At 61.4% G+C, this 18,542-nt stretch carries 20 protein-coding genes, 1 tRNA gene and 1 pseudogene; 10 read left to right on the forward strand and 12 right to left on the reverse strand.

Features of this window, described 5'->3' with window-relative positions; translation table 11 throughout:
- Nucleotides 1-359: 359 nt before the first annotated feature.
- The 3 genes from B0G69_RS34655 to B0G69_RS34665 all read left to right on the forward strand — a co-directional run bounded on the left by B0G69_RS34655 (nt 360) and on the right by B0G69_RS34665 (nt 4,017).
- Nucleotides 360-1,793 (forward strand): basic amino acid/polyamine antiporter, encoded by a 1,434-nt coding sequence (locus B0G69_RS34655; protein WP_121324612.1) that lies wholly within the window; start codon nt 360-362, stop codon nt 1,791-1,793.
- A gap of 178 nt (nt 1,794-1,971) precedes the next feature.
- Nucleotides 1,972-2,169, forward strand: a complete 198-nt coding sequence (locus B0G69_RS34660) for a hypothetical protein (RefSeq protein WP_121324613.1) — start codon at nt 1,972-1,974, stop codon at nt 2,167-2,169.
- A 561-nt stretch (nt 2,170-2,730) separates the two neighbouring features.
- Nucleotides 2,731-4,017: an MFS transporter gene (locus tag B0G69_RS34665; protein WP_121324614.1), complete on the forward strand. Its 1,287-nt coding sequence runs from the start codon at nt 2,731-2,733 to the stop codon at nt 4,015-4,017.
- 197 nt (nt 4,018-4,214) lie between these two features.
- On the opposite strand, the pseudogene B0G69_RS42360 reads toward B0G69_RS34665, so the two are convergent.
- Nucleotides 4,215-4,354: pseudogene (locus B0G69_RS42360) on the reverse strand (IclR family transcriptional regulator); the annotation flags it as partial.
- 164 nt (nt 4,355-4,518) lie between these two features.
- Between B0G69_RS42360 and B0G69_RS42365 the strand changes: the two are divergent.
- Nucleotides 4,519-4,716: a porin gene (locus B0G69_RS42365; protein WP_241991624.1), complete on the forward strand. Its 198-nt coding sequence runs from the start codon at nt 4,519-4,521 to the stop codon at nt 4,714-4,716.
- Here B0G69_RS42365 and B0G69_RS34680 read toward each other — a convergent pair.
- From B0G69_RS34680 to B0G69_RS42885, 3 genes are all read right to left on the reverse strand, one after another.
- Nucleotides 4,695-4,779, reverse strand: a tRNA-Leu gene (locus B0G69_RS34680). The two genes, B0G69_RS42365 and B0G69_RS34680, sit on opposite strands and share 22 nt — an antisense overlap.
- A 210-nt stretch (nt 4,780-4,989) precedes the next feature.
- Entirely contained in the window at nt 4,990-5,310 is a 321-nt protein-coding gene (locus tag B0G69_RS34685; protein ID WP_121324615.1) for a pyrimidine/purine nucleoside phosphorylase, read from the reverse strand.
- A gap of 223 nt (nt 5,311-5,533) precedes the next feature.
- A complete protein-coding gene (locus B0G69_RS42885; protein ID WP_277873604.1) occupies nt 5,534-5,656 on the reverse strand; it encodes a hypothetical protein in 123 nt (40 codons plus the stop codon).
- On the opposite strand from B0G69_RS42885, the gene B0G69_RS41550 reads away from it, so the two are divergent.
- Nucleotides 5,655-5,972 carry an MOSC domain-containing protein gene (locus B0G69_RS41550; protein WP_241991625.1) on the forward strand — a complete coding sequence of 106 codons (318 nt, stop codon included), beginning with the start codon at nt 5,655-5,657 and terminating at the stop codon, nt 5,970-5,972. The two genes, B0G69_RS42885 and B0G69_RS41550, sit on opposite strands and share 2 nt — an antisense overlap.
- Nucleotides 5,973-6,033: 61 nt before the next feature.
- Here the strand turns inward: B0G69_RS41550 and B0G69_RS34695 are convergent, their stop codons facing one another.
- On the reverse strand, nt 6,034-6,633 hold the full coding sequence (locus tag B0G69_RS34695) for an NUDIX domain-containing protein (RefSeq protein ID WP_121324616.1): 600 nt from the start codon (nt 6,631-6,633) through the stop codon (nt 6,034-6,036).
- Between the two features lie 80 nt (nt 6,634-6,713).
- Between B0G69_RS34695 and B0G69_RS34700 the strand changes: the two genes are divergently transcribed.
- Together B0G69_RS34700 and B0G69_RS34705 are read left to right on the forward strand one after the other, a co-directional pair.
- Complete coding sequence (locus B0G69_RS34700; protein ID WP_121324617.1) at nt 6,714-7,469, forward strand: DeoR/GlpR family DNA-binding transcription regulator; 756 nt, start codon at nt 6,714-6,716, stop codon at nt 7,467-7,469.
- A gap of 138 nt (nt 7,470-7,607) precedes the next feature.
- Nucleotides 7,608-8,063, forward strand: a complete 456-nt coding sequence (locus B0G69_RS34705) for a hypothetical protein (protein WP_121324618.1) — start codon at nt 7,608-7,610, stop codon at nt 8,061-8,063.
- A 169-nt stretch (nt 8,064-8,232) separates the two neighbouring features.
- Here the strand turns inward: B0G69_RS34705 and B0G69_RS34710 are convergent, their stop codons facing one another.
- Complete coding sequence (locus B0G69_RS34710) at nt 8,233-9,546, reverse strand: replication-associated recombination protein A (protein ID WP_121324619.1); 1,314 nt, start codon at nt 9,544-9,546, stop codon at nt 8,233-8,235.
- Between the two features lie 600 nt (nt 9,547-10,146).
- On the opposite strand from B0G69_RS34710, the gene B0G69_RS34715 reads away from it, so the two are divergent.
- Nucleotides 10,147-10,593, forward strand: coding sequence for a Fur family transcriptional regulator (locus B0G69_RS34715; protein WP_121324620.1), 447 nt, complete (start codon nt 10,147-10,149; stop codon nt 10,591-10,593).
- Between the two features lie 75 nt (nt 10,594-10,668).
- The gene (locus B0G69_RS34720; protein ID WP_121324621.1) at nt 10,669-11,028 is read left to right on the forward strand and encodes a glyoxalase superfamily protein; all 360 of its coding nucleotides are present in this window, start codon (nt 10,669-10,671) and stop codon (nt 11,026-11,028) included.
- Nucleotides 11,029-11,079: 51 nt separating this feature from the next.
- Here B0G69_RS34720 and B0G69_RS34725 read toward each other — a convergent pair whose 3' ends face one another.
- The 4 genes from B0G69_RS34725 to B0G69_RS34740 are packed head-to-tail and all read right to left on the reverse strand — an operon-like array spanning nt 11,080 to nt 15,568.
- The gene (locus tag B0G69_RS34725) at nt 11,080-12,540 is read right to left on the reverse strand and encodes an efflux transporter outer membrane subunit (RefSeq protein WP_121324622.1); all 1,461 of its coding nucleotides are present in this window, start codon (nt 12,538-12,540) and stop codon (nt 11,080-11,082) included.
- A 12-nt stretch (nt 12,541-12,552) separates the two neighbouring features.
- Nucleotides 12,553-13,695, reverse strand: a complete 1,143-nt coding sequence (locus B0G69_RS34730; RefSeq protein WP_121324623.1) for an ABC transporter permease — start codon at nt 13,693-13,695, stop codon at nt 12,553-12,555.
- Nucleotides 13,692-14,636, reverse strand: a complete 945-nt coding sequence (locus tag B0G69_RS34735; protein ID WP_121324624.1) for an ABC transporter ATP-binding protein — start codon at nt 14,634-14,636, stop codon at nt 13,692-13,694. Before B0G69_RS34735 ends, B0G69_RS34730 begins: the two co-directional genes overlap by 4 nt.
- The gene (locus B0G69_RS34740; RefSeq protein ID WP_241991689.1) at nt 14,633-15,568 is read right to left on the reverse strand and encodes an HlyD family efflux transporter periplasmic adaptor subunit; all 936 of its coding nucleotides are present in this window, start codon (nt 15,566-15,568) and stop codon (nt 14,633-14,635) included. Before B0G69_RS34740 ends, B0G69_RS34735 begins: the two co-directional genes overlap by 4 nt.
- Nucleotides 15,569-15,873: 305 nt before the next feature.
- Between B0G69_RS34740 and B0G69_RS34745 the strand changes: the two genes are divergently transcribed.
- Entirely contained in the window at nt 15,874-16,557 is a 684-nt protein-coding gene (locus B0G69_RS34745) for a TetR/AcrR family transcriptional regulator (RefSeq protein WP_121324626.1), read from the forward strand.
- Between the two features lie 70 nt (nt 16,558-16,627).
- Here the strand turns inward: B0G69_RS34745 and B0G69_RS34750 are convergent, their stop codons facing one another.
- Together B0G69_RS34750 and B0G69_RS34755 are read right to left on the reverse strand one after the other, a co-directional pair.
- Complete coding sequence (locus B0G69_RS34750; RefSeq protein WP_121324627.1) at nt 16,628-16,933, reverse strand: H-NS family nucleoid-associated regulatory protein; 306 nt, start codon at nt 16,931-16,933, stop codon at nt 16,628-16,630.
- A gap of 210 nt (nt 16,934-17,143) precedes the next feature.
- On the reverse strand, nt 17,144-18,496 hold the full coding sequence (locus B0G69_RS34755) for an MFS transporter (protein ID WP_121324628.1): 1,353 nt from the start codon (nt 18,494-18,496) through the stop codon (nt 17,144-17,146).
- Between the last annotated feature and the right edge of the window lie 46 nt (nt 18,497-18,542).

Consider the following 18,542-nt stretch of genomic DNA (forward strand, 5'->3'; position numbering starts at 1 on the left):
TGGCGGAGGAGGAGTGCAAACCAACTGACCATATCGCTGCAGATATCCTATTATGCCTAGAGGCGCGACGCTGAGGAAGAGACACTTCAGACGTGTGCAAACGGGCCTCTCTGAAGCGGCTCTTCAACCAAGACGACGAGGACATTCCCGACTACAACAAACACCGCCTGATCGAGAGAGCCGGTTTGACGTTGCACGCCGGCTGGCCAGCATGGATGCGACGAACCGATTCGCCTCTTCCGGCGCAATAGAAAACGCGGTTCGGGAGGACTATCGCTGTAGCGCTCGGAGAGAAGAGCGCAATGCTCACCCGCGTTGGTCCACTTCTAAAAGAACCCCAGCTCCTTGAATGGTGAACAATGGCGTCACAGGTCGAGCCGAAACTGTCCTTGCCCGCATTGACCGCGATGGTCGTCGGATCAATGGTGGGCGCAGGGATCTTTTCGCTGCCGCGTAACTTCGCGCGCGCGACCGGGCCGGTCGGCGCGATCATTGCATGGTGCATCGCGGGCATCGGCATGTATGCGTTGGCGCGCGTTTTCCAGGCGTTGGCCCAACGGCGGCCCGAACTCGACGCCGGCGTGTTCGCGTATGCGAGAGCGGGCTTCGGCGACTATGCGGGCTTTCTCTCCGCATTCGGCTATTGGATGGCGGGATGCTTCGGCAATGTCTCGTACTGGGTGCTGATCAAATCGACGCTGGGCGCATTCGTCCCGGCATTCGGCAATGGCAATACGGCGACTGCGATCGCGGTGTCGTCGGTCGGCATATGGCTGTTTCACTTCGTGATGTTGCGAGGCGTAAAGCAGGCCACGATGATCAACACCATCGTGACGGTGGCGAAAGTCATTCCGATTATCGTGTTCATCGGCATATTGATCGTCCTGTTCCGCGCCGACATGTTTCACGCGAACTTCTGGGAAAGCGGCGATGCGCTCTCGGCAGGACTGTTCTCGCAAGTCCGCGCGACCATGCTCGTCACCGTGTTCGTGTTCGTCGGCATCGAGGGCGCAAGCGTGTATTCACGTTATGCGAGGCAACGTTCGCATGTCGGCGCCGCGACGCTCTACGGCTTCGCGGCCGTTCTGTGTCTGCTGGTTCTGGTGACGCTGCTGCCCTACGCGACCTTGCCGCGCGCGGACATCGCCGTGATGCGGCAGCCGTCGATGGCGGCGGTGCTGGGCGCACTGCTGGGTCCGTTCGGCACGGTCTTTATCGGCGTGGGCCTGATCATTTCGATTCTCGGCGCGTACCTCGCTTGGTCGCTCATTTGCGCCGAAGTGCTGTTTGCCGCAGCACGCATGGGCACGATGCCGCGCATCTTCGCCAAGCAGAACGAGCGCAAATTGCCGGTCGCCGCGATCTGCTTGACCAGCACCGTGGTGCAGCTATTCGTGATCAGCACGTATTGGTCGACGGATGCGTTTTCGCTGATGATCAACCTCACCAGTTCGATGGCGCTGATTCCGTATTTTCTGGTCGCGGCTTTCGGCATCAAGGCCGCGCGTCACGATATCGAACAGGGCGACGAGCAGCGCAGCGTATTGCGCCGGGAATACTTCATTGCCGCTTTCGCCACGCTGTATACGGCATTCCTGTTATTTGCGGGCGGCGCCAAATTCCTGATGATGTCGGCGATGCTCTATGCGCCTGGCACCGTGCTGTTCATCCTCGCCAGACGGGAGCGCGGTGTGCCGGTGTTCATCAGAACCGAGTGGATCATTTTCGCGGTTGCGGTGTGTGGTGCTATCGCCGCGCTGGTCGGTTTGATAACCGGAGCGATCGTGATCTGAGCTAACGGGTTGTCGTAGTCGTGCCGGACGGCATGCCATGTCTGGCAATCGAACGTCGGCTGAAGCTTGCCGATGTCTGCGCTATGCGGGAACGACGATCTCTCGCGCACCAATTCAGGCAGCTTGCCTCGTGTGGACGAATGATTGTCCGCACGGCACGCTGTCTCGTGCTTCTTTCTTGCCCTCACTCGGAAACGTATCGCACTTCATCGTGTTGTCCATCCGTTCTCGCGACGAGAGCATCGCGCTCGCCACGACAATCGCGGGCTATTCGCTGCCCGTGCTAATGACGATCAAGGAATCGGGCGATCGCAAGTACGAGAGTTCGCTGATCGAGGGCATGGGCGGTGAGGCTCCGATGGCTGGACAAGTCTAAGTTCAGTTACGCAACTAACCGTCCACGCTCATTTCGCCGCCACAAACGTAAGGCGAGGCCTTAGCGGCAGATTTTCGCACTGCTGCAATGCCAGCTTCCCAGGAATGGATGGGCGGGGTTCAGTAGCTGCCTGAGCACGGCTGTCCTGCTTCGCCGAGGCGATATGGCGGATTGGCGCACTATTTGTTATACGTTGTCGTATATCTATAAGCCTCGTCGTCCGTTCACTTCGGCTGGGCTGCGGTTTGGCTGGGGACCCGACAAAGCGAAAAAAAATTCCATTAAGCTTTCGCTGACTTCCTCGGGTAAATGCTACTTTTCCTGCCCCGGTAGCACCCTTAAACTTGCCGATGATGTACGACGACATACGAGATTCGGGACGCTACGGCACCACCTCCCGACCTTCGAGTCGCCGCCAAAATAACCGCCCAGCTCGGCGCAAAGCCCACCGCATCACCAGGCCCGGAAGCTCCTGCAGTCATCAAAAGCCGCACTCCCGTTCCAGGCCGACGCATGCGTTCAGGCGCAGTCCACCGACCGGGCCACGTGAGGAGAAAAGCCATGAAGTCGCGATACCGCTGGGTGGTTGCCGCGTTGCTGTTCTTTGCCGGCATGCTGAATTATCTGGATCGCGCCGCGTTATCCGTGGTGGCGCCGATCATCAAGGCGGACTTGCACATCAACGACGCGCAAATGGGTCTGCTCTTCAGCAGCTTCTTTATCGGCTACTGCGTGTTCTGCTTCGTCGGCGGTTGGGCTGCCGACAAATTCGGCCCGCGTAAAGTCTTCATGCTTGCGGCGGGGTTCTGGTCCGCGTTTTGTGGCGCAACCGCGTTCGCCGGCAACTTCGCCACGCTGATGGTCGCGCGGGTCGCGTTCGGCGTCGCCGAAGGGCCCATGGGCACCACGACCAACAAGTCCATTTCCAGCTGGTTTCCGCGCAGTGAAGCGGGCAGGGCGGTTGGTCTCACCAATGCCGGGCAACCGCTTGGCGCGGCCGTCGCGGCGCCGATCGTCGGGTTGGTTGCGCTGCAATTCAGCTGGCGCGTCTCGTTCGCCGTGATCGCGGTACTCGGTTTCGTCTGGATGGCGTTCTGGTGGCGCTGCTTTCGCGATCAGCCGGATGAACATCCGTCGGTATCGAAGCAAGAGGCTCAATGGATTGCCGCCGATCGTCAGCCGACGCCTTCGAGCTCTACTGGCGCGGCCGCCACGTCGCATGGTGTCTTCCACTATCTGCTTTCGCTGCCGGTGCTCGGCGTCGCGATGGCGTTCTTCGCGTTTAACTACGTGTTGTACTTTTTTCTTTCGTGGTTGCCGAGCTACCTGACCGACTACCAGCATCTGGATATCAAGCACATGAGCCTGGTCGGTATTCTGCCGTGGCTCGGCGCGACGCTCGGCTTCGTGCTGGGCGGCATGATCTCGGACGGACTCTACAAGCGCACGGGCAACGTTCTCTTTGCGCGCAAGACCGTGATCATGATGGGCCTCGGCATGGCGGCGATCTGCGTGATGCTCGTCTCGCGCGTGAGTTCGCTCCTGCCTGCCGTCACGCTGATCGCGGTTGCGAGCCTCTTCGCCTTCATGACGCCGCAGGCCTGCTGGTCGCTGCTGCAGGACATCGTGCCGCGCGAGCGAATCGGGGCGACTGGCGGCTTCGTGCATTTGCTCGCGAATCTCGCGGGCATTCTCTCGCCGAGCATCACCGGTTTCATGATTCAGTACGGCGCGGGGTATTCGTCCGCGTTCGTCGTCGCGAGTGCGCTCGCGGCGCTTGGGCTGGTTGCCTTGGCGCTTACGGTACGTGAGCGGAACGTGGCGCGGCTGCGTAGCGCGCCGGTGTGAACACGCAGAGGAGCGCCGGGTTCTGGGGCAGCGCTTCGTGGTGTCGACGAGTCGAGGACCACGAACGCCTGGTCAGTCGATTGGGCAGTTGAGATCGTCGACGAATCGAAGGCGCGTCCGCGCGATAGTTCAGTCTCTCCGACAACTCGCCCGCCGCCTGCTTCACCTGGGCGACGAGGCCCTGGTCGAACATCGCCTTCGCCCATCAGCACGTGTCCATGCACACGGACGCGTGAGCGGGAATACGCGTTCCGACGTTGACCTTGATCGCGCTGAGCACCGAATCGCGCGTCCAGGCCTTGGCGACGAACACGGCATCGCGTCCGTCGCGAACGACTCCGGCCTCACGTACATCAGCAACAAGAAAGGCGGCTCATCCGTCGGCACGGCATCGGGCATCGGTTCGCCGACGCGTTGGCGATTGCAGGGCAGCGAAGATCTGGGCGGCGGCTACAGAACCGTGTTCATGCTGGAGAGCGGTTCAACATCAATTCAGGCACGTTGATCAAAACAAATACGTTGTTCGATCATCAGGCCTATGTCGGCATTGATGGGCCCTATGGAACGCTCACGTTCGGGCGGCAATCGGATCTGATGGACGATGTTGCGATTCGCTACTCGAACGCATTCTGGAATCGCAACCTCTATAGCTTCCACGCAGGACTGCGGATAGAAACTGGTGCCCAGGGCGGGATTTGAACCCGCACGCCTTTCGGCGCTACCCCCTCAAGATAGTGCGTCTACCAATTTCGCCACCTGGGCAAGGGGGCGCCATTGTAACGGGCGAATCATCTTTTGTGAATGCCCGCATCTTTATCCGCCGATGGGATGTGAACGACCGTTGTTCAGACGTACGATGCCAGGTGAACTCCAACGCCGCCTCGCAGATCGTAGCCACTAACGCGCGACTTCAATACCACCGCACGCGCGCAAAATCGCGTGCGGCAACGGACGCCGCGCGCCCATCCATCTTCACAGATAGCTGCAAACGTAATCGAGCGTTTCGATCACGTCGATATCGAAGCGGCTCTTGCCGGGCACCGAGAACGACTCGCCCGCGCGATACGTCTTCCACTCTTCGCTGCCTTCGAGGCGGATGCGGCACTGGCCCGCCTGCACTTCCATCAGTTCCGGCGCGTCGGTGCCGAAGTTGAGCGCGCCTGGCAGAATCACGCCGAGCGTCTTTCGCGAGCCGTCGGCGAAGAGCACGGTGTGCGAGACACACTTGCCATCGAAATAGACGTTGGCTCGTTTGATAATGGAAACCTGATCGAATTGCGTTGCGGCCGTCATGGCGAGTCTTCCTCCGGGTCGTCGTGAATGGATAGGTTGGCACCGTGGAACCGCGGCGGGCGGTGCGCGATCTGCTGCGCGGGCCGACCGCGCGGGCTTTCGCTCCGGCGCGAGCCCGCCATCATACAGCTTGTCGGCGACGCCAAGCGCGGCCCGGCATGCAGCGGCGCTTGTCGTTGGCGAGCCTGCAATCAGCTCGTACCAGAACACCGAGCGCGTGCGTTCAGACTGCGCAGCCAAGGGTGCGCATCGTGCCAACAACACCCTCGGCCAGCAAAGCGTTTACTTGCGCGGCAAATAGCATCACCGTGGTCATCGCATGCGTGATCATCCAGTTCGAAGGCATGCCCGATTCCGTCGTGTGCATCGGCGACCGTTATCGGATCGGCGGCGCACTGTTCGAGGTGACGCAGCCTCGGGTGAAGTGCAATCGCGTGGGCATCCGGATGAACGAGCTACGCATGCCGGCTTTGCTGACAGCCAGCGGGCGCCCGGGCTTCTACTTGCGCGTGCTGCGGGAAGGCGAAGTGTGCGCCGGCGACGAGACCGTGAAAGTGGGCGAGGCGCGCGAGCGCATGACGGTCGCCGAGGTCAACGCGCTCCTTTATTCACCTGATCATCCGCGTGACCGGCTGGACGGCGGGGAACTGAAGTCGATCTGAATGCGACGCGACGTCACGTGTGGAGTGCAGCAAGGGTCGGCAACGAGGATAGAGCGCAACGTCACTGTGAACGCTGCTGCGCCTGTTCGCGCAGCGCAAGGAATTGCAGCAGCATGATGGTCTTGGCATCGACGATGTCGCCACGGCGCATGCCTTCCAACGCTTCTTCCAGCGCCAGCTCGACGACCTCGATGTCTTCGCCTTCGGTTTGCACTCCGCCGCCGTTGCCGACCCGCGTCCCGGCATCGTATTCGGCGATGAAAAAGTACAGCTTCTCAGTCACGGAGCCGGGGCTCATATAAGCTTCGAAGACTTTCTGCACGTGTTGCACGCGGTAGCCGGTTTCTTCCTCCACCTCGGCGCGAATGCGTTCTTCCGGCGACGCCTTCTCGAGCAGACCCGCCGCGGCTTCCAGCATCATTCCGTCGTGACCGTTGACGAACGCGGGCAAGCGGAATTGCCGGGTCAGCACCACGGTCTTTCTCGCACGGTTGAACAGCAGCAGCGTCGCGCCGTTGCCCCGGTCGTACGTTTCGCGCGTTTGCCGTTGCCACGTGCCGTCGCGCCGCAGGAATTCGAACGTTGTTTTCTTCAGTACGTACCAGTCGTCGGACAGCACGGTCGTATCGATGATGCGCACACGGTCTTGCGTGGCTGCCATGGCCGGCTCCGGCTGGTTGGATAGTGGCATTGATGATATCGTGCATATTCGTGTAATATCAAGAAAAAACGTGCAAAACCATGTTGACCAGCCAACGTAAGAAAACCATCCTCGAATGGCTTGCCCGGGACGGGCAGGTGCTCGCGGCGCCGCTCGCCGTGCAGTTCGGCGTGTCGGAGGACACCATACGGCGCGACTTGCGCGAACTCGCCGCCGAGGGTTCGCTGCAGCGGGTGCACGGCGGCGCGCTGCCCGCGTCGCCGGCTGTCGCCTCTTTTTCAAAGCGGCGCACGCTGGAGTCCTCGGGCAAACGCGCGATCGGCATGGCCGCGGCAGCCATGATCGAGCCAGGACAGATCGTGATCATCGACGGCGGGACGACCTGCGCCGAACTCGTCAGGCACATCCCGTCCTCGCTGGCGGCGACGGTCGTGACGCACAGTCCCACGATTGCCGTCGCGCTGGCCGAGCACCCGTCGCTCGAAGTGATCGTGATCGGCGGCAGGCTCTATAAACATTCGATCGTGACCGTCGGCGCAGCCGCCATCGAGGCGATGTCGCATATCCACGCCGACCTCTACTTCATGGGCGTGACCGGTGTTCATCCAACGGCGGGACTCAGCACTGGTGATCTTGAAGAGGCCTACGTGAAACGCGCGCTTGCCGCGCGTTCAGCGGAGACCGTCGTTCTTGCGACCAAGGAAAAGCTCAACGCGGCGTCGGCCTATGCCATCGGCGACGTGACGCTTGCACAGACCGTGGTAGTCGAGCGCTCGACCGATGCGGGGTTGATCGCGCCACTGGAGGCCGCTGGCGTAACCGTGGTTCGTGCGTGACGTCCAACGCGTGCGATGCGTGGCCGTTCTTCTTGCACAGGGCTTTCGCCAATGTCCGCGAGTCGCGCAAGCAAACCCGCGAGCGCTTCCGGCACACAGCTATAATCGCGCTCGAACGTGGCTTAAGAGGTTTGACTCGTGAAAAAGATCGCTGCTTCTGTGCTTGTTGCGCTTGTACTCGCCGGTTGCTCGTCGCCTGAAAAGCAGGCGAAGCAAGCCGAGCAATTTCTCCATAACGAAACCGGCCTGGCTGCTGCTCAGCGCAATGCGACCGTCAATTGCGATGCACAGAACTGCGACGCGGCGTGGGCGCTGACCAAACGCTACATCGAACAGCATTCCGACACGCATGTGACACGCGCGGACGCGGTCGCGATCGAAACCGACGTACCCTCTGGCTCGGGCGATGCCGCCTTCTCGGCGAGCCGCGATGCGAAAGGCGCGGGCGCGACGCTCACGCTCTTTGCACAGTGCCGCGGCATGTACGGACCGGACGGCGCGAAGGGTTCGGACTATGACGAGTGCGCCGAGAAGATCCTCAAGACGCAGAATGGTTATGTGGCGTTTCTGCGCGCGCATACGTCGGGGCAATAAGCGATTATTTAATCTCTGCTCTCACGCGATGAGCGCGCTTTGTTCCATCCCAATTCGCTCATGAGCTAATCACCGTTTTCCTGCGCATACTCATTGCACATTGGCGGCCGATTCTTTTTCATCGGAAGCGACGTTCTGCCGCAGCAACGCCCGGTCTCGTTCACCAGCACTAGCTCTTCTCCAGATCACGCGCCTGCTCATCGAGTTCGCGCAAACGAACGAGCTTCTCGCCGATCCTGCTTTCGAGGCCCCGTGGCACCGGCTGATACCACCGCTGCTCGGGCATGTCCTCCGGAAAGTACTTTTCTCCCGCTGCGTACGCATCCGGTTCGTCATGAGCATAGCGGTAGTCCTTCTTGTAGCCGAGGTCCTTCATCAGTTGCGTCGGCGCATTGCGCAAATGCAGCGGAACCGCACGCGTGCGGTCGGCGCGCACGAACGTCAACGCCTGATGCCATGCCGCGCTGACCGCATTCGACTTCGGCGCCACCGCGACGTAGACAAGGGCTTGCGCCAACGCAAGTTCGCCCTCGGGCGAGCCGAGGCGTTCATACGCTTGAGCGGCGTTCACGGCAACTTCCAATGCTCGCGGGTCCGCGTTGCCGACTTCTTCGCTCGCCAGAATGATGATGCGACGGGCGAGATAACGAACGTCGACACCGCCATCGATCATGCGCGCCATCCAGTACAGCGCGGCATCCGGATCGGAGCCGCGGGCCGATTTGATCAGCGCCGATATCTGGTCATAGAACGCTTCGCCGCCTTTGTCGAATCGTCGCGTGGTGTTGGCCGACGCCGTGCCGACGAAGTCGCTGTCGATGTGTTTGATGCGTGCCGCGGTTGCCGCGTTGACCAGTTGCTCCAGCAGGTTGAGGAATTTCCGGCCGTCGCCGTCGGCGAATTCGATGATCGCGTCGACAGCGGAGTCCTCGAACGCCAGTTCGCCCAAACGGGGACGGGCGCGCGCAAACAGCTCCCACAACTCCCGATCGGATAACGGCTTGAGCACATATACCTGTGCGCGCGACAGCAGCGCACTGTTGACCTCGAAACTCGGGTTCTCCGTCGTCGCGCCAATCAGTGTGAGGCGGCCCACTTCCACGTGGGGAAGCAGCGCGTCCTGCTGACTCTTGTTGAGCCGATGAATTTCATCGAGGAACAGGACGGTCGATCGGCCATGGTGGTCGAGCACCTGCTGCGCGTGCGCGGCGGCCTGCCTGAGTTCCTTGACGCCGGCGGCGACCGCCGATTCGGCGATGAACTCATGATCGAACGCCTTCGCGGCAAGCCGCGCGATCGTCGTTTTGCCCACACCGGGCGGACCCCAGAGAATGAACGAGTGCAGCCGGTTCGAATCGAGCGCGAGCCGCAGCGGCTTGCCTGCGCCCAGCAGATGGGACTGACCCACGACTTCTTCGAGGGACTCGGGGCGAAGCTGTTCGGCTAGCGGCGCACGTGGGGTGGAGCTGAAGAGGTCGGTCATGTCGCGGATAGCGTGCGGCGTGGGCGCCGGAGCGCAGATCGAAGGTTTCGAATCGGGAGTGGGCGGGATTTCTGCGGTTTGTGAATTCTACGCATACCTGTGGGGGTCGTCATTGGCTGCGTCGGGCGCTGGTCGCCGAATGGTGAGTGAGGCCGTTGCAAAGGGAGCAGGTAAAGACAGTGCAATCAGAAAAGGCCTTCAGGGATTGACTCTGTTCCCTCGCCCATCGGTGATCTGAGGCGAGGCGCGACGCTCAGGATACTGAGTTGCAAACCACAGCAGCGCGGCGCCCCCAAAACGCCGTGCGAACTCGGCGTCTCGAGAGGAACGGCGTCAACGGGGCGCGCGCCGACTGCATGGGCGAAGACCTGGCGCGTGATTCCCGGCAGTTGCTGACAGGGTTTGCTCTGAACCCCTCGTTCGACCTGATTCGTCGTGATGTGACCGTTGACTTAAGGTTCTCTTAAGGAGGCGGCTCACATAGTCTGGCAACTCGCACATCGCCCTGCCGCGCAGGCCGACAGCCTTACCGACCACTTCCTCGCATTGACAGACGACCCAGGCGCTTCCGGTTGCCCGTCTTGTGTTGCCACCACGTCCATGAACATTCACCGAATTCTGGAACAAGCCGGCTTGCGGCCCACGTTCCCACGTGTGCTGGTGCTGGAGTTCTTTCAGCAACATGCCCACGAACACTTCAGCGCCGAGCAGCTTTACAAGCGGTTGAACGAGGACATGCGCAATCTGAGTCTGGGCACCCTCTACCGGGCGCTCGGTTTGCTGGTCGACGCGAAATTGCTGTCGAGTGTCGCATTCGGTGACGGCCGTCTGGTTTATGAACTGAACGACGGCAAGCGGCACGATCACCTGGTGTGCACGGCCTGCGGCTGCATTCATGAGTTTTTCGATGCCGAGATCGAGGCGCGGCAGAAGGCGGTGGCGGACAATTTCGAGTTCGACGTGTCGGAACGGCAACTGGTGGTGTTCGGTCTTTGTGCCGAATGTAGAAAGGGCGAGGTGCGCGTGAGGACGGTGGTCAGGCGATAGCATGTCCAAAGGTTTGACAGGCAGCGGGTAACCCGTTGAACTGCGGTTTCGATTCGACGACTGCGGAGCAAGCCGATGACCCTTCTGAACGCCATACCGATTTTGCGCATGTTCTCCATCGAGAGGGCATACGAGTTCTATCTGACCTACCTTGGCTTCGAACTCGACTGGGAACATCGGTTTGCCGACGATTTACCGTTGTATGCGCAGATCAGGCGTGACTCTGTCATCCTGCATCTGAGCGAGCATCACGGCGACAGTACGCCGGGATCAGCCGTATTCCTGCCGGTCGACGACATTGAGTCGTTGCATGGGGAGTTGCACGGCAAGCAGTATTCGTATGCAAGGCCCGGCATCGAGGAAGCCGGTTGGGGACGGCAGATGCAAATCACCGACCCGTCCGGGAATCGGCTGCGCATTTGTCAGTTTTCGTAGATCTCTACCGGACGTGTCGATCGCTCACGTCATCGAGATGCGCAGGCCGGCTCATTGCTCACTCACCTGCGTCGTTACCGGCACGCCGCTGCCAAGCGCCTGAAATAGCGCCGCCGAATCGGCGAACTGCTCGGCTTGCGCCCGCGTCCGGTCGATTGCGGTCTGCAAGGCCTGACGCTGCGCGTCGAGCAACGCCGTCTGGCTAATTCCTCCCGCTGCATATTGCCGGCTCGCAATTGAGACGCTCGCCTGCGCGTGTTGCCAGGCGTCGTCCCGGGCCTGCAATTCGTGCGCGTCATCCCGCAGTGCTGTCAACGAATCGGCAACCTGCTGCAGCGCCTGCAAAACGGTTTGCTGATAGCCGGCCAGGGCGGCCTCGTAGGCGGCCTGCGCTGCGCGCTTCTTCGCATGCAATTCGCCGCCACGGAAAAGAGGCTGCGTCAGATTGAGTCCGATGTTCCAGATGTTCAAACCATTGATGACGTCGCCGATGTTCGTGCGCTGCGAGCCGAATCCCGCCGATAACGAAAACTGCGGATAAAGGTTGGCCGTCGCGACGCCGACATTCGCGCTGGCCTGATGCAACAACGCTTCGGACGCGCGAATGTCGGGCCGCTCGCGTGCGAGTGTCGAAGGCAGCGTGACGGGCAGGTCGTTGGGCAGATGAAGCGCATCGAGCGTGATGCCGCTGAAATCCGCTTTCGACGGCGTGGCGCCCAGCAGAATCGCGAGTTGATGATCGGTTTGCGCAAGCTGCGTGGTGAGCGGCGGCAAAGATGCGCGCGTTTGCGCGAGCAGGGTGTGCTGGCTGTGGACGTCGAGTTGAGCCACGCCACCGGCGGCGAAGCGCGCTTCGACGATCGTCAGTTGCCGGGCCTGGGCGTGCTCGAGATCTTGTGTCAATTCGATCTGCTGTTGCAACGACGCGCGCCGGATTGCCGCCGACACGACATTGCCCGCAATGGATAGCCGCGCCGCGTCGAGTTCGAACGACTCGTAATCGACTTGCGCGAGGCTCGCTTCGAGCGCGCGACGATTGGCGCCGAACACATCGAATACATACGACACACTCACCGAAGCGTTGAACAGCGAGAACGGCCCTGGACTGTTCACGTTGGGCACGCCGAACGCGGCAGGGTCGACCTTCTGGCGCGAAGCGGAAATTGTCGCGTCTACGCTGGGAAATTGCGTCGAACCCGCCTGCGCGTTGTAGTCCTCGCGGGCTTCGATCAGCTTTGCGCGAGCCTGCGCCAGCGTCGGGCTTTCGCGCAACGCCTCGTCAACCAGCCGGTCCAGCGCATCCGAATGAAACTGCCGCCACCACATCGGCGTCGCACTGTCGCTGATGCGCAAGGTCTGCGCAAATGCGGCCGTGCTGTTGGCCGATGCGGCGCGTTGCGGCAGGCCATCGCGAGTATAGGTTTGCGTGTCCGGCGCGGCCGGGCTCTGAAAATCCGGGCCGACTGCGCAGCCACATAGCGCGAGCGCGCCCACGATAACGAGTGGTTTCATCGCCTTGTCCTTCTAATCGAGCGTGCGCCGGTAGAAGCGCAACGCAATCGCCATGACGATCGCCGTAAAGAGCATCATCGGCCACACCGACGGCCACAGGTCCGCCCAGCCATTGCCTTTGAGCAGAATGCCGCGGATCAGGCGATTGAAATACGTCAGCGGCAGCAGATTGCCAATGAACTGCGCCCAGCGCGGCATGCCTGCGAACGGAAACATGAAACCCGACAACAGGATGTTCGGCAGGAAATAGAAGAAGGTCAGTTGCATCGCCTGCAACTGGTTCTGTGCGAGCGAGGACAGCGTAATGCCGACGGTGAGATTGGCCGCGATGAAGAGCAACGCGGCAAGATAGATCGCCACCGGGCTGCCGACGAACGGCACGTTGAAGACGAAGCGCGTCGCGGCGAGAATGATCGACGCTTGAATCAACCCGATCGCAACGTAAGGCACGATCTTGCCGGTCATCACTTCGATCGGAAGGACCGGTGTCGCGAGCAGATTTTCCATCGTGCCGCGTTCGCGTTCGCGTGTGATCGCGAGGCCCGTCATCATGACGAGCGTCATCGTCAAAATGACGCCCATCAAGCCGGGGACCACGTTGTATTGCGTAATGCCCTCGGGGTTGTACAGGTTGTGAACCTGCACGCCGAATGCGCTCGGGCCGCCGTTCAGATGCGCGAGCGGACCCGTGATGTCCTTGTCGGCGACGGGCTGGATCAGACCCGGCAGCGCCGCGACGGCGGTGCTGGTCGCGGTCGGATCGGTTGCATCGGCTTCGACCAGCAACGAGGGGCGCTCACCGCGCAGCAATCTCGCAGAGAAATCGACCGGAACGTTGAGCACGAATTGCACGCGGCCTTGCGCGAGCGCACGACGGCCGGCTTCTTCATCCGGCAAGCTTTCTATCACGTTGAAATACGCCGAGTTGGTCATTGCAGCCACGAAGCTGCGGGAGAACTCGCTTTGATCGTGAATGACGACGGCGGTGGGTAGATGCCGCGGATTCGTATTGATGGCGAAGCCGAATAGCGAGAGTTGAACGATCGGCAAACCGATGATCATCGCGAACGTGACCCGGTCGCGCCGAAGTTGCAAAAACTCCTTGAGCACGATGCTCCACCAGCGGCTCAACGAGAACACGGTTCGTCTGCTCATGATGGCGCTCCGAAGTTGTCTTTCGCATGACTCATCAGGTAGATGAAGACGTCTTCGAGTCCCGTGCCGATCGGCTCGATACGCAACGCGGTGCCCGCTGTCGCCTGCCTGATTGCCTGTTCGAGCGCGGCGTGGTCGCGGCCGCTGACATGCAGCGCAGAGCCGAAGACAACGGTCTGGTCGACGCCGGGCATCGCGCGAAGCTGTTCGGACAGGGCGCTAAGGTGTTCGCCGTGGATGCACCACGTCGACAGATGCTGTGACTCGATGACTTCGTTCGATGTGCCTTGCGCGAGCAACTTGCCGTAGGCGATGTATGCAAGCTTGTGACAGCGTTCGGCCTCATCCATGTAGTGCGTGCTGACCAGCACCGAAATGCCGCGTGCGGCCAGCCGGTGCAGTTCCTCCCAGAAATCGCGCCGCGCGGTGGGATCGACGCCGGCAGTCGGTTCGTCGAGCAACAGCAGCTTCGGTTCGTGCAGCATGCATGCGGCGAGCGCGAGCCGCTGCTTCCAGCCGCCGGACAACGAACCCGTCAACTGATTGGCGCGGCTTTGCAGTCCAAGCGATTCGAGCGAGCGGTCGACCGCCTGACGGCGGTTCTTCATCTGATAGACCCGTGCGACGAAGTCGAGATTTTCGCGGATGGTCAGGTCTTCCCAATATGAAAAACGCTGCGTCATGTAGCCGACATTACGCTTGATGGCTTCGCTCTCGCGCAGGATGTCGTAACCGAGACAGGTGCCGGTGCCGGAATCCGGCGTCAGGAGTCCGCACATCAATCGGATCGAGGTGGTTTTTCCGCTGCCGTTCGGGCCGAGAAAACCGAAGATTTCACCTCGTCCGACCTGTAGCGACACGTCGTTGACGACATGCTTGTCGCCGAAATGCTTGTTCAGATGCTGCACGTCGATGACATGCTCGGGGATCTCGCCGCTCATTGCAGCACCACCGTCACCGGCTGGCCCGGATGCAGCCTGTTTGCGTCCGCGACGGACGGATGCGCTTCGACCATGAACACGAGCTTCGCGCGGGTTTCGTTGCTGTAGATGACGGGCGGCGTGTATTCCGCCTCGCTCGATATGTAGGTGATTTTCGCGGACACATCGGCTGCGCAACCGTCGCAATGAATCGCCACGCTGCGGCCGTTCGCGAGTCGGCCGACGATGCTCTCCGGCACGAAGAAGCGCACCTTGATATTTTGCGGTGGCAGCATCTGCACGACGGGGCTTCCCGCCGGCACCCATTCTCCCGTTCGATAGATCGTGTCGTAAATCAGGCCCCCGGCAGGCGCGCTGACACGCTTCTGATCCAGCTTCCATTGCGCCTGCGCGACGACTGCTTCGGCGGCTGCTACCTGCGCCTGGAGCGCCGCGATCTGTTGCGAACGCCCGGGCAGGCGCGCCACTTCGACCTGATTCGTCAGCTCGCGCACCTGCGCGGCGGTGGCGTCGGCGTTGGCTTGCGAATCGTCGAGTTGCGCTTTGGCAATGCCGCCTGCCGCGAACTGTGCCTTGTCGCGCGTGAGTTGCAAGGACGCCTTGCGCGCATTGGCGACGGCCTCGGCAAGCTGCGCGCGATTGACGTTGACCTCCGGCACGCGCTTGCCGGTCTCGATGTCCGCCAGTTGCGCGCGCGTCGCCGTGAGTTGCTGTTCGGCCTGTCTAAGCGCGGCTGTTTCGTCGATTGCTTCGAGTGTGAAGAGCTGCGTATCCGCTTTCACATATTGCCCACGTGCGGCCGATAGTTGCGTCAATCGCCCTGCCTGCGACGAGCCGAGATAGACGAATTCACCTTCGACATAGCCTTGGTATGCGTTGTTGTCGGAATGGGAGCAGGCTGCGAGCATAGCGCCCACGAGCATGGCGAACATCATCATGAAGCGGCCGGGAACCGGTGGCACAAGGTTCGTTAGCGAGGTAAGCATGGGTTCATCCGCAAAAACGCGCCTGCTCGGACACGCATGTTCAGTAAGTAATCCATATCATTGAGAGCGCGATACAGCGTTCATCTGGCTGACTCGTGGCTACCAAAAGCGACTGCGCGGTGCGCGCTGTCCGCGGCCGAAGCCGCCTTGCATGCGGTTGAACCGACGCAAGGCGGCCTCGGATGAAGTAGAATCGATGATATGTGAATTTGAATTTGAATTCAAACTATTTCCAGAGTCACCGATTCTTCATGCGCACATCCTCAGCAAAAACCGCTTCGACGCGCAAACAGCGGGCGACGCGTCCTGACGGCGCGGCGACGCGCCAGCATCTGCTCGACACAGCCGGGCAGGTATTCGCCGAGCGCGGTTTCGCGGACGCCACGAGCAAGGAGATCTGCGAACGCGCAGGTACGCCGATGGCATCGGTGCATTACCACTTCGGCAGCCGCGAGGCGCTTTACGAAGCGGCGCTGGTGGAAGCGCACCGGCAGGTTGTCGGGCTCGACGAGTTGAAGGCGTTAACCGAGGGCGTGAGCGATCCGAAGGACAAGCTTCGCGCGGTGATCTCGCACTTTGTCGGCTTGTCGGTCAACGCGGCGGCGCCGTGGGGATTCATGCTGATGCTGCGCGAGGTGCTCTCGCCGTCGCCGGCGATTCCGGCGCTCATCGAGAAAGCGGTGCGGCCCAAGGCCGCGCTTTTGCTGGGACTCATCGGCGAGGTGCTTCAGTTGAACCCCAAAGAGGCTGCCGTGCAGCGGGCGTTGATGTTCACGGTGCTGCCGTGCATCGCGATGATGATCGCGCCGAAGCAGGTGCAGGCGGCCTTGCTGCCCGCAGTCGCTAAAGACAGGAAAGCGCTTGCCGATGACTTTGTGCGTTTCGTGCTGGCAGGGCTGGATGCGATTGCACTCGCGCATCGCGCAGGCAAGTAGCGCGTTCATTGGGCGACACGAACTACATCCTCAACCACCCCTGCTCGGGCGATTGATCGGTACGGCGCCGTTACTCGAAGAGATCAGCCTGCACATACTGCGCGCTGGAATGTTTCGGCGCGGGCTCACGCTTTGGCTCGATCCTGAAGAAAGCCGGGTCGACGCCGGCATTCTTTGCTGCCCGCAGCCAGTCCGGCATGTCGCCGAGTCCGTTCCAGTCGTTGCCCTTGGCGTCACGGTAGATCGGCGGATTGTCGAGATCGTGCTGGATGGATTCGGCGAGCGCTTCGAACGTGATGCCGAACTCGCTCATGCGGCGGCGACTCCAGATAATGAGACGTTCGCGCGCCTCACCGTCGGCGATTCTTCCTGTCATCGTTGTGCTTGCTGTGTCGGATAAGAAAAAGCCCGCTCGGAGGCGGGCTGAATCCATATCAGAGGAGACATGGAGGAGACGTGCCTAGTATAAACCCCATAACTCCATCGTGACCGGTGACGCGGTCAATCCGTTGTGTACTTGCCACTGAGGCCGCCGCCAGTGATCTTTGTCGAAAAACGCTTCGGTGCGACAGAATCATCAGCGGCCTCACACCGCCTTTTCGGCGTCCCGGCAATACACAGCACGCGCGCGACGATCCTCGTCCCCATGCCTCAAGCGAAGACTACCCACCGCGGCGATGATCAGCGCAACTGCCAGAACGATGAGGCCGTTGGTCGCGCTGCCCGTCGATTGTTCGATCAGGCCCATGACCGTAGGCCCGACGAATCCCCCCAACAGGCCACACGAATTGACCAGCGCAAGACCGCCGGCCAACGCGGCGCCGCTGAGCCGCGAGGACGGGAACGTGAAAATGATCGACTGCACCACGAAGAACATGAATGCGGCGAGGCACATTCCAAGCAGACCGATCGCGGGCCGCGAGTGCGCGGCGATCAACAAGCCGAGCGCCATCACAATCAGCCCGCCGACCAGCAGCAGCCGGCTGCGTGCCGACGTGCTGGCGAAACGCGGCAGCGCCGCCGCGCCGATGGCGGCGGCAATCCACGGTGTCGCCGACAACGTTCCCACCATCAGCGGCGAGAAATGTCCCGACGCGCCGATCACGCCCGGCAGAAAGAAGATGGTCGTGTAGATGGTCAGTTGATGACAGAAGTACACGAGAATGGCGAGCCAGACTTGCGGATCGCCCAGTGCGTGGCGCAGGGAATGGCTGGCACGTCCGTCTCCGGCTTGCGCGTCGCGTTCGGCGGCGAGGCGCGCCTCGATCTCCGCGGCTTGCGCCGGCGACAGCCACGATGCTTCCAGGGGCTTGTCGGGCAGCATCTTCCAGACCACGATCGCGAGGAGCACCGCGGGCAACCCTTCGATCACGAAAAGCCACTGCCAGCCGCGCAAACCGAGCATGCCGTCGAGTTCAAGAAGTGCACCGCCGAGCGGCCCGCCGACAATGTTCGCGACGCACACGCCGATCAGGAAATAGCCTGTTGCAAGCGCCCGTTCTTCGCGGGTGAACCAGTACGTCAGGTAGAGCATGACACCGGGGAAGAGGCCTGCTTCAGCGGCGCCCAGCAATAGCCGCATCACGTAGAACGACGTCTCGCCGCGCACGAAGGCCATGCCAATCGATAGCACCCCCCACGTGACCATGATGCGCGTGATCCATAGCCGCGCGCCCACCTTGTTCATCACCAGGTTGCTCGGTATTTCCAGCATTGCGTAGGTGAGAAAGAACAGGCCCGCGCCGAGTCCATAAGCGGCCGCGGAAAGCCCGAGGTCGATGCTCATGGTGTGTCGAGCCAACGCGATATTCGTGCGGTCGAGAAAGCTGATGACGTAGACAACGACGAGTAACGGCATCAGCTTGCGGATCAGGAGCCGTGTAAGTGCGGATTGCGCAAGCTGATCGGCTTGCGGCTTCGTTGATCGATGCGTTGACATGTGATTCCCCAGATCTGGGTAGGTGGAACGTCGGAGTTCCCGGTGC

It is taken from the genome of Paraburkholderia sp. RAU2J (assembly GCF_003634845.1).
Taxonomy (GTDB): domain Bacteria; phylum Pseudomonadota; class Gammaproteobacteria; order Burkholderiales; family Burkholderiaceae; genus Paraburkholderia; species Paraburkholderia fynbosensis.

What these genes read in the sequence shown, in the direction of transcription:
- B0G69_RS34700 (WP_121324617.1), top strand. Translation starts at nt 6,714, where the DNA reads ATGTTGACCAGCCAACGTAAGAAAACCATCCTCGAATGGCTTGCCCGG.
- B0G69_RS34685 (WP_121324615.1), bottom strand. Translation starts at nt 5,310, where the DNA reads ATGACGGCCGCAACGCAATTCGATCAGGTTTCCATTATCAAACGAGCC.
- B0G69_RS34710 (WP_121324619.1), bottom strand. Translation starts at nt 9,546, where the DNA reads ATGACCGACCTCTTCAGCTCCACCCCACGTGCGCCGCTAGCCGAACAG.
- B0G69_RS41550 (WP_241991625.1), top strand. Translation starts at nt 5,655, where the DNA reads ATGCCCGATTCCGTCGTGTGCATCGGCGACCGTTATCGGATCGGCGGC.
- B0G69_RS34715 (WP_121324620.1), top strand. Translation starts at nt 10,147, where the DNA reads ATGAACATTCACCGAATTCTGGAACAAGCCGGCTTGCGGCCCACGTTC.
- B0G69_RS34745 (WP_121324626.1), top strand. Translation starts at nt 15,874, where the DNA reads ATGCGCACATCCTCAGCAAAAACCGCTTCGACGCGCAAACAGCGGGCG.
- B0G69_RS34725 (WP_121324622.1), bottom strand. Translation starts at nt 12,540, where the DNA reads ATGAAACCACTCGTTATCGTGGGCGCGCTCGCGCTATGTGGCTGCGCA.
- B0G69_RS34665 (WP_121324614.1), top strand. Translation starts at nt 2,731, where the DNA reads ATGAAGTCGCGATACCGCTGGGTGGTTGCCGCGTTGCTGTTCTTTGCC.
- B0G69_RS34750 (WP_121324627.1), bottom strand. Translation starts at nt 16,933, where the DNA reads ATGACAGGAAGAATCGCCGACGGTGAGGCGCGCGAACGTCTCATTATC.
- B0G69_RS34655 (WP_121324612.1), top strand. Translation starts at nt 360, where the DNA reads ATGGCGTCACAGGTCGAGCCGAAACTGTCCTTGCCCGCATTGACCGCG.
- B0G69_RS34735 (WP_121324624.1), bottom strand. Translation starts at nt 14,636, where the DNA reads ATGAGCGGCGAGATCCCCGAGCATGTCATCGACGTGCAGCATCTGAAC.
- B0G69_RS34755 (WP_121324628.1), bottom strand. Translation starts at nt 18,496, where the DNA reads ATGTCAACGCATCGATCAACGAAGCCGCAAGCCGATCAGCTTGCGCAA.
- B0G69_RS42885 (WP_277873604.1), bottom strand. Translation starts at nt 5,656, where the DNA reads ATGCCTTCGAACTGGATGATCACGCATGCGATGACCACGGTGATGCTA.
- B0G69_RS34730 (WP_121324623.1), bottom strand. Translation starts at nt 13,695, where the DNA reads ATGAGCAGACGAACCGTGTTCTCGTTGAGCCGCTGGTGGAGCATCGTG.
- B0G69_RS34720 (WP_121324621.1), top strand. Translation starts at nt 10,669, where the DNA reads ATGACCCTTCTGAACGCCATACCGATTTTGCGCATGTTCTCCATCGAG.
- B0G69_RS34695 (WP_121324616.1), bottom strand. Translation starts at nt 6,633, where the DNA reads ATGGCAGCCACGCAAGACCGTGTGCGCATCATCGATACGACCGTGCTG.
- B0G69_RS34740 (WP_241991689.1), bottom strand. Translation starts at nt 15,568, where the DNA reads ATGTTCGCCATGCTCGTGGGCGCTATGCTCGCAGCCTGCTCCCATTCC.